Origin of the sequence: Clostridium sp. AUH-JLR23 (assembly GCF_964238065.1) — a bacterium.
GTDB classification, from domain to species: Bacteria; Bacillota_I; Bacilli_A; order Erysipelotrichales; family Coprobacillaceae; genus Allocoprobacillus; species Allocoprobacillus merdigallinarum.
This window is the reverse complement of the sequence record NZ_CAXSKY010000022.1, coordinates 41,185-47,979: the sequence shown is the minus strand read 5'-3', so window position 1 is coordinate 47,979 and position 6,795 is coordinate 41,185. Positions and strand designations below refer to the sequence as shown.

Below are 6,795 nucleotides of genomic sequence, written 5' to 3'. Positions count from 1 at the left end.
CTACCATAATCAAATCATTTAACATTTTCAAACTTTTTCATCAAATGACTTGAATTTTATATAGTTAGCTCCTTTATTAAAATATAAAAAATAAATAACAAAGAATCATAGAGTAAATATGGAAAATCATGTAAAAATGATATGAAAAAAACATAGAATATATCTATGCTTGAATGTTTTTTTGAATTGTTTGAATAATGCCACGATAGTTTTTCGTCGCAAATAAAGTTGCATCAATACAATAAACTGGAATTTGATGTTGGGTATAAGCTAGAATTTCAGGTTCCATATGTGCAATTTGTGGTGCCAGATACAAGGCATCATAGTTTTGATAATTTTGATAAAGCTGATCTAATGATAATGAAACGAGCTGAAAATGTAGGTTTTCCAGTTCACAGACTTGTTGCATTTCTTCAATGAATACAGAAGTTGATAAACCACCAGTACAACAGAGCGCAATTTTCCATTCTTTTTGTTGGGTATACTGAATGATGGTTTGATAAAATTTATGGAATAAGTGATAACATTGTGCCAAATCAGTAATCGTAAAATGTAAATAAAAGACAAGTTTTTCATCTTTGATACGCAAAATCTCTTCTTCTACGATATTATTATACCAAATCGTTATTTTCCCTTTCACTTTTGTTGTAGACAAACAGATAACTTTTAATTTTTCATTTTCTGTTTCCACATGATACTGAATATGATCTTGTTGATATTGTTTATCATGACACAGAATCCATTTAAAAAATAATTGATTATAAATTGTACGATAGAATTCATCAAACATAATTTTCTCACCTACTTCTTTTATCATATACTATTTTTTAAAAAATAGATAATTTTTACAAAAAAAGAAAAGAAACGTTGTAAATGAACAGAACAACACAATGAATTTGCATAACTTATAAATGGAAGGAGGGAAATTTCTGAAACGTTCTCGTGTGTGCAATACTGCACAAGTGAAAACATCTTGTCATACAAGTGTCAGCAATGATGTGGAAACATTAGTGAAAAAACCACTTCATATTTGTAAAAAAGTGGATAAAGAAGAAGCGTGTCAGGGAGAAACACTCACTTATACAATTAAAATTAAGAATCCATCATTGGTAAAAGAAACACAAGTTGTCTTTAGTGATTATATGGATGAAAATGTGGAATATGTGGAAGATTCATTTTATGTTAATGGTCATGAACAAACACCCGCAATTGATAATCATACACTTTATTATGTGATTCCATCTATTGATCCAATGTCAACTACTGAAATTGTTTTCCAAGTGCGTATTACAGAATAGAGGTCTTTGACCTCTATTTCTCTTTTAAAGACATAATTTTTTTTAAAATAAAAGTGGGTTTAGTTTATAAAAAAATATAATTATGATAGAATGTAATGGGGTGATGATATATGGAAAAAAGAATATTTGTTATATCAGATCTTCATGGACAATTTGTATTGCTTCAATTGTTATTAGAGCGTATTGGTTTTACTGAAAATGATGAACTTTATATATTAGGGGATATTATGGATCGTGGACCTAATAGTATTGATATTTATTATTTTGTAAAGGCGATGGATAATATTCATATGATTAAGGGTAATCATGAAATTATGATGCGTCAATCTATGCTGGCTGCTTTGAAATATAATGATTTGGATTCAGAAAGATCGAACCCATATCGTTTATGGAAACAAAATGGTGGGCATAAAACAATTGATAGTATTAGAGAGTATTTACAAAAAGATTACATTCCTTATGAAGAGTATTTTGATTTAAAACGTATGTTTATCAAAGAATTAATTTCATTTATTGATTCATTGCCAAGTTATTATGAATTAGATTTGAATGGAAAGCACTATGTATTGGTACATGCTGGGGTAGACCCAGAAATCCCATTAGAAGAAAATGATGAAGAAATTTTAGCATGGATTCGAGAATATTTCTATTTGAATGAAGCAAATCCAGATTACACGTACATCTTTGGACATACACCTTGTTGCTTTATTAATGATGATCATTCATTTGATATCTGGTATGATCCAGATTATCATAATAAAATTGCAATTGATGGTGGTTTGGCAGTAGGGAATAAAGGTCAGCTGAATTGTTTATGTTTAACAAACGGTGAGGTTACAGTCATTAAATATGAGGAAGGACAATCTCAATGAGAAGTGCCTTCTATAATTTGATAAACTTCATCAATATGACAAATATTCATGATGTCTATTGGGGTGCAGCAAAGAAAATATTACAGAATATTTATAAGATTCCAGAGAGTAGTATTACTGATGTTGCGAAAATGTGTTATGTATCCACAGCAACTATTTCCAGACTTTGTCGTAAATTGAATTATGAATCATTTGCTGATTTTAAAAAAGATGTTACAATGAATCTTCATTATTTTAATCAAGATGCAAAAAGATTACTTTTTGATCATCAGCTTCCATCACCTGAAACAATAGGAGAAGGAAAAGAAATTTTTAAGAATCATTTTCAAAATGTAATTCGCAATCTTCAGGATACGTATGATAATATTCGTTATGAAGATTTGATCTATATTGTAGATAAAATTCATGATGCCAAACATATCTGTTTTGCAGGTAATTTCTTTACTCAGTCAGTGTCAATGCAATTACAGATTGAACTTTGTTATTTGGGTAAAGATTGTGTGGCTATGTATCCTTTGGAACAACAAAAAAACATTTATAAAACTTTAAAGGATTGTGATTTAATTATTGTATCTTCTATTGCTGGTGGTTTTTTCAAAGATCATATTGAAACAATGAGAGAACTGGTGAAGACAGAAGCATATGTGATTGCTATTACACAATTAGAGGAGTTTCCATATAGTGATAAGGTCGATATGATTTTAAGAGTAGGAAATGATCATCATTCATTGATTGGTAAATTTTCTATTACATATATCTTTGAAGTATTAGAAGCCTTATATCATCTTAAATACGGTATGAAAAGCAATGAAAAAAGCAACGATTACTGAGAAGTATCGTTGCTTTTTGAAGTTAAGACAACAAAATTCACCTGATTTGGACATAACACTTTATATGGGAATGAAGAAGGACCGCTTAATCCATTAGAAACGATTAATGTCGCATTTTTTTCTTCATATTTTCCATGATTATAAGTCTTAGCTCCCTCAATTGGGAACATAGCACCCAAATAAGGCAGATATACAGAACCACCATAACTATGTCCTGATAATTGTAAATCCACAACATTTTTGGCTTGTGTAAATGTATCAGGCTGGTGTGAAATGCCAAGAATCAATTTATCTTGAGATGTTTTGAATTGAGAAAAATCATATTCATTATCATAGGCAACTAAAGTAAAATTGGTTTCCTTATAATAAATAGGTCTTGTTTCATTGCTGAGAACTTCAAAACCACCATTATTCAACACTTGTGTGACTTCTAATGATGAAGCTTCATCATGTTCACCAAGAACAGCTAATTTACCATACTGACATTGAATCTTTTTTAAGATTTGAGAAACTTCATCAGCTTTAAAAACTTGTTCATCATATAAATCTCCACCAAAGATAACCATATCAAATGGATATTCATTTAATTCATCAACAATTTTTTCAAAACGTGTGATGCTATCTTGGTCAGTGAGATTAACATCTGATATGAAAGCAATTTTAAAGCCATTTAATTGTGAAGAAACAAGAGAACTTATATATTTTTGTTCATGAAATTCATAATCTTCTGGTGAAATGGCATAAACATAATAACCGAGAAAACATAAACCAAAGACGATTAATAATAAAATTAATCGTCTAATCAGCTTTTTCATACTTTTTTATTCATAATGACAGGAATAATCATTGGATTTCTTTTTGTTTTCTGATAGAAATAAGGAGCCAATGTATCCCTGATTGTATTTTTGATTTCACCAAAAGTTGTTTTTCTTTTTAATAATTTAGAAAGTTCTCGACTAACCAACAACTCAGCTTCACGAATCATATCCTTGCTATCTTGCATATACACAAAACCACGTGACATAATGATTGGTTTATTTAATAAACATCCTCCGCGAGAGTCCATAGAAATAAGGACTGAAACCATACCATCTTCACTTAAAATCTGACGGTCTCTTAAGACAGCAGTAGATAAACCAGTAATATCATTACCATCTACATAGATATCATCAACATGAATACGTGGTCCAAGACGTGCTTCTTCATTGTGTAAAAGAATAGAATCACCATTAGATAAAACAAAGGCGTTTCCTTTTGTGAGTCCAACTTCTTCAAATAACTTCGCATGAATTTTTAACATACGGTATTCCCCATGAACCGGGAAGAAATATTTAGGTCGTGTTAATAATAACATTAATTTTTGTTCCTCTTGAGAGGCATGTCCTGAAGTATGTAAGTTATTGATGGCTTCATTAGTTAAAACTCTGGCACCAGCACGGTATAATTTATTGATAACCTTGCTGACACTGCTGGCATTTCCAGGAATTGGATTTGATGAAAAGACAACAGTATCTCCTGGTTTAATAGAAACTTGACGATGTGTTCCATTCGCAATTCGGCTTAATGCAGCAAGCGCTTCTCCTTGGCTACCAGTACATAGAATTAAAATTTCATTATCAGGTAAGTTTTTAGCTTCATCATTTTTAATAAAGAAACGGTCAGGACATTTAATATATCCCAGTTTTCTAGAAACCTGAATATTGTTTTCCATAGAACGACCAAATACTAAAATCTTACGATTGAATTTAACAGCCGCATCAATAATCTGTTGAACACGGTGGACGTTAGAAGCGAATGTCGCAACAATTAAGCGACCTTCCGTCTTTCTGAATTCTTCTTGTACACTATAAGCAACCTGTTTTTCGCTAATGGAGAAGTTAGGAACTTCAGCATTCGTAGAATCACTTAAAAGAAGAGTCACACCTGTTTCACCTAAAAAGGACATAACCTGAAAATCAGCAGGATCACCAACTGGTGTTAAATCAAATTTAAAATCTCCAGTCGAAACAATGCGACCATTAGGTGTGTTCACAACAATTCCTAAAGATTCAGGAATAGAGTGGTTAGTTTTAAAGAAACCAATATTAAAATATTTTGTTTTAACCTGCGATAAATTATTAATTTGAATCAATTTTGTAGCTTGAGTTAAACGTTTTTCTTCAAGCTTTCTTCTAATCATGGCACAAGCTAATGGTGAAGCATATATAAAAGGAATGTTCACAACCTGTAATAGAAAAGGAATTCCTCCAATATGATCTTCATGTCCATGCGTAATCAATAAAGCTTTAATTTTCTTTTGGTTACGTTTTAAATATGTATAGTCTGGAATGACATAATCAATTCCAGGAAGTCCATCTTCTGCAAATTTAACACCGGCATCAATAATGACCAATTCATCATTGTGTTCAATGCAATACATATTTTTTCCAACTTCGTTAAGACCACCTAAAGCAAAAACTTTTGTATCAGTGGATAATGATTCTTTTTTATGTTTGTTTTTATTATTATAGGATGTTCTTCTTTGAAAAGAACGTTTTTGAGGCATATCTGCCATTCATTCTCACCTTTCTTTCTATTGATTTATAATGAATGTCTTTTTGAGATAGTTTTCAACAGCATGATGAAAGTATCTATACTTATATATATTATACCATTTTTCATATGTTTTTTCATTAGTGCTCTCTATTTTATCTATTATTATGATAAAAAAATGTTGAAAAATGAAAATCTATCTTATTGACATACTGTATCATAACTGAAAATATAGTGAAATGCAAATAGAAGATACGAATTTAACAAAAAAGCTACTCCTTTGAGTAGCCGTTAAATCTTTTTACATGCACCAATTGCTAAAGAATGAGGTCCAATATGACAAGCAACACTTAATGAAAGTGGGTCACAAATGACTTCATGATTTGGGAAAGCTTCTTCCACTTCTTTTTTGAATTCAAGTGCCAAATCTCTATCATATGTATAAGCAATCATGATATGAGCCTCTGACATATCTTCGTGTATTGGATCAATACGTTCTTTAATATCTTTTTGAAGGGCTTCAATCATTATTTTTGATGCTTTTTGCATTGTACGTGTTTTTTGGAAAGAATCTAATTTTTCACCTTGAATTGTGAGAACAGGTTTGATTTTTAATAATCCTCCTAAGGCTGCAGCAGCTGGTGTAATACGACCACCTTTTTTTAAATATTCCAAAGTGTTCACAGTAATATAGATAGATGCATTGAATTTATTTTCCATTAAGATATCATGAATTTCTTTTGCATCTTTACCTTGTTTCGCTAATGCCATGGCATCCAAAACATCCCGTTTTTGAGTCACAGAAATACGTTGTGAGTCTACAACAAAGACTTTTCCTTTATAATCTTCATCATCAGCTAACATCATAGCAGTCTGGCAAGAACCACTTAAACCACTTGACATTGGAATATGCACAATCTGATCATAATCTTCTAAAATACGATCAAAGAAAGCCGTCACTTCTCCAGCGGCTGGCTGTGAAGTAAAAACTTCAGCTCCATTCATTAACTTATCATAAAACTCTTCTTGAGTCAGATTGATATCTTCTTTATATTCCTGACCATCAATAGTAAAAGGCATAGGTAAAACAAAAATTCCTAATTCCTTGGCTTCACTTTGCGTAATTCCACTATTACTGTCAGTCATAATTGCTACTTTCATGAAATTCCTCCTTATGTTAATAATATTATTGTATCTAAATAAAAAAATAATGCAACTCTTTTTGTGCATTGCGATATATTTCTAGGGTGAAAATAATAATGA

General features: G+C 30.9%; 7 protein-coding genes. 3 read left to right on the top strand and 4 right to left on the bottom strand.

The window, feature by feature from the left end; genetic code table 11:
• Positions 1–163 precede the first annotated feature (163 nt).
• Complete coding sequence (locus tag ACESR5_RS10600; protein WP_158093999.1) at positions 164–790, bottom strand: PTS sugar transporter subunit IIB; 627 nt, start codon at positions 788–790, stop codon at positions 164–166.
• 121 nt (positions 791–911) lie between these two features.
• Here ACESR5_RS10600 and ACESR5_RS10595 point away from each other — a divergent pair, with 121 nt between their 5' ends.
• The 3 genes from ACESR5_RS10595 to ACESR5_RS10585 all read left to right on the top strand — a co-directional run bounded on the left by ACESR5_RS10595 (position 912) and on the right by ACESR5_RS10585 (position 3,000).
• Positions 912–1,298 carry a DUF11 domain-containing protein gene (locus ACESR5_RS10595; RefSeq protein ID WP_373155636.1) on the top strand — a complete coding sequence of 129 codons (387 nt, stop codon included), beginning with the start codon at positions 912–914 and terminating at the stop codon, positions 1,296–1,298.
• Positions 1,299–1,408: 110 nt separating this feature from the next.
• The gene (locus ACESR5_RS10590; RefSeq protein WP_087244495.1) at positions 1,409–2,170 is read left to right on the top strand and encodes a metallophosphoesterase; all 762 of its coding nucleotides are present in this window, start codon (positions 1,409–1,411) and stop codon (positions 2,168–2,170) included.
• A complete protein-coding gene (locus ACESR5_RS10585; RefSeq protein WP_087244496.1) occupies positions 2,167–3,000 on the top strand; it encodes a MurR/RpiR family transcriptional regulator in 834 nt (277 codons plus the stop codon). Before ACESR5_RS10590 ends, ACESR5_RS10585 begins: the two co-directional genes overlap by 4 nt.
• Here ACESR5_RS10585 and ACESR5_RS10580 read toward each other — a convergent pair.
• The 3 genes from ACESR5_RS10580 to ACESR5_RS10570 all read right to left on the bottom strand — a co-directional run bounded on the left by ACESR5_RS10580 (position 2,994) and on the right by ACESR5_RS10570 (position 6,693).
• Positions 2,994–3,815 (bottom strand): metallophosphoesterase, encoded by an 822-nt coding sequence (locus ACESR5_RS10580; protein ID WP_373155633.1) that lies wholly within the window; start codon positions 3,813–3,815, stop codon positions 2,994–2,996. The two genes, ACESR5_RS10585 and ACESR5_RS10580, sit on opposite strands and share 7 nt — an antisense overlap.
• Complete coding sequence (gene rnjA, locus ACESR5_RS10575) at positions 3,812–5,554, bottom strand: ribonuclease J1 (protein ID WP_087244498.1); 1,743 nt, start codon at positions 5,552–5,554, stop codon at positions 3,812–3,814. Before rnjA ends, ACESR5_RS10580 begins: the two co-directional genes overlap by 4 nt.
• 269 nt (positions 5,555–5,823) lie before the next feature.
• The gene (locus ACESR5_RS10570; RefSeq protein ID WP_087244499.1) at positions 5,824–6,693 is read right to left on the bottom strand and encodes a DegV family protein; all 870 of its coding nucleotides are present in this window, start codon (positions 6,691–6,693) and stop codon (positions 5,824–5,826) included.
• Between the last annotated feature and the right edge of the window lie 102 nt (positions 6,694–6,795).

What these genes read in the sequence shown, in the direction of transcription:
- ACESR5_RS10600 (WP_158093999.1), bottom strand. Translation starts at nt 790, where the DNA reads ATGTTTGATGAATTCTATCGTACAATTTATAATCAATTATTTTTTAAA.
- ACESR5_RS10595 (WP_373155636.1), top strand. Translation starts at nt 912, where the DNA reads ATGGAAGGAGGGAAATTTCTGAAACGTTCTCGTGTGTGCAATACTGCA.
- ACESR5_RS10590 (WP_087244495.1), top strand. Translation starts at nt 1,409, where the DNA reads ATGGAAAAAAGAATATTTGTTATATCAGATCTTCATGGACAATTTGTA.
- ACESR5_RS10585 (WP_087244496.1), top strand. Translation starts at nt 2,167, where the DNA reads ATGAGAAGTGCCTTCTATAATTTGATAAACTTCATCAATATGACAAAT.
- ACESR5_RS10580 (WP_373155633.1), bottom strand. Translation starts at nt 3,815, where the DNA reads ATGAAAAAGCTGATTAGACGATTAATTTTATTATTAATCGTCTTTGGT.
- rnjA (WP_087244498.1), bottom strand. Translation starts at nt 5,554, where the DNA reads ATGGCAGATATGCCTCAAAAACGTTCTTTTCAAAGAAGAACATCCTAT.
- ACESR5_RS10570 (WP_087244499.1), bottom strand. Translation starts at nt 6,693, where the DNA reads ATGAAAGTAGCAATTATGACTGACAGTAATAGTGGAATTACGCAAAGT.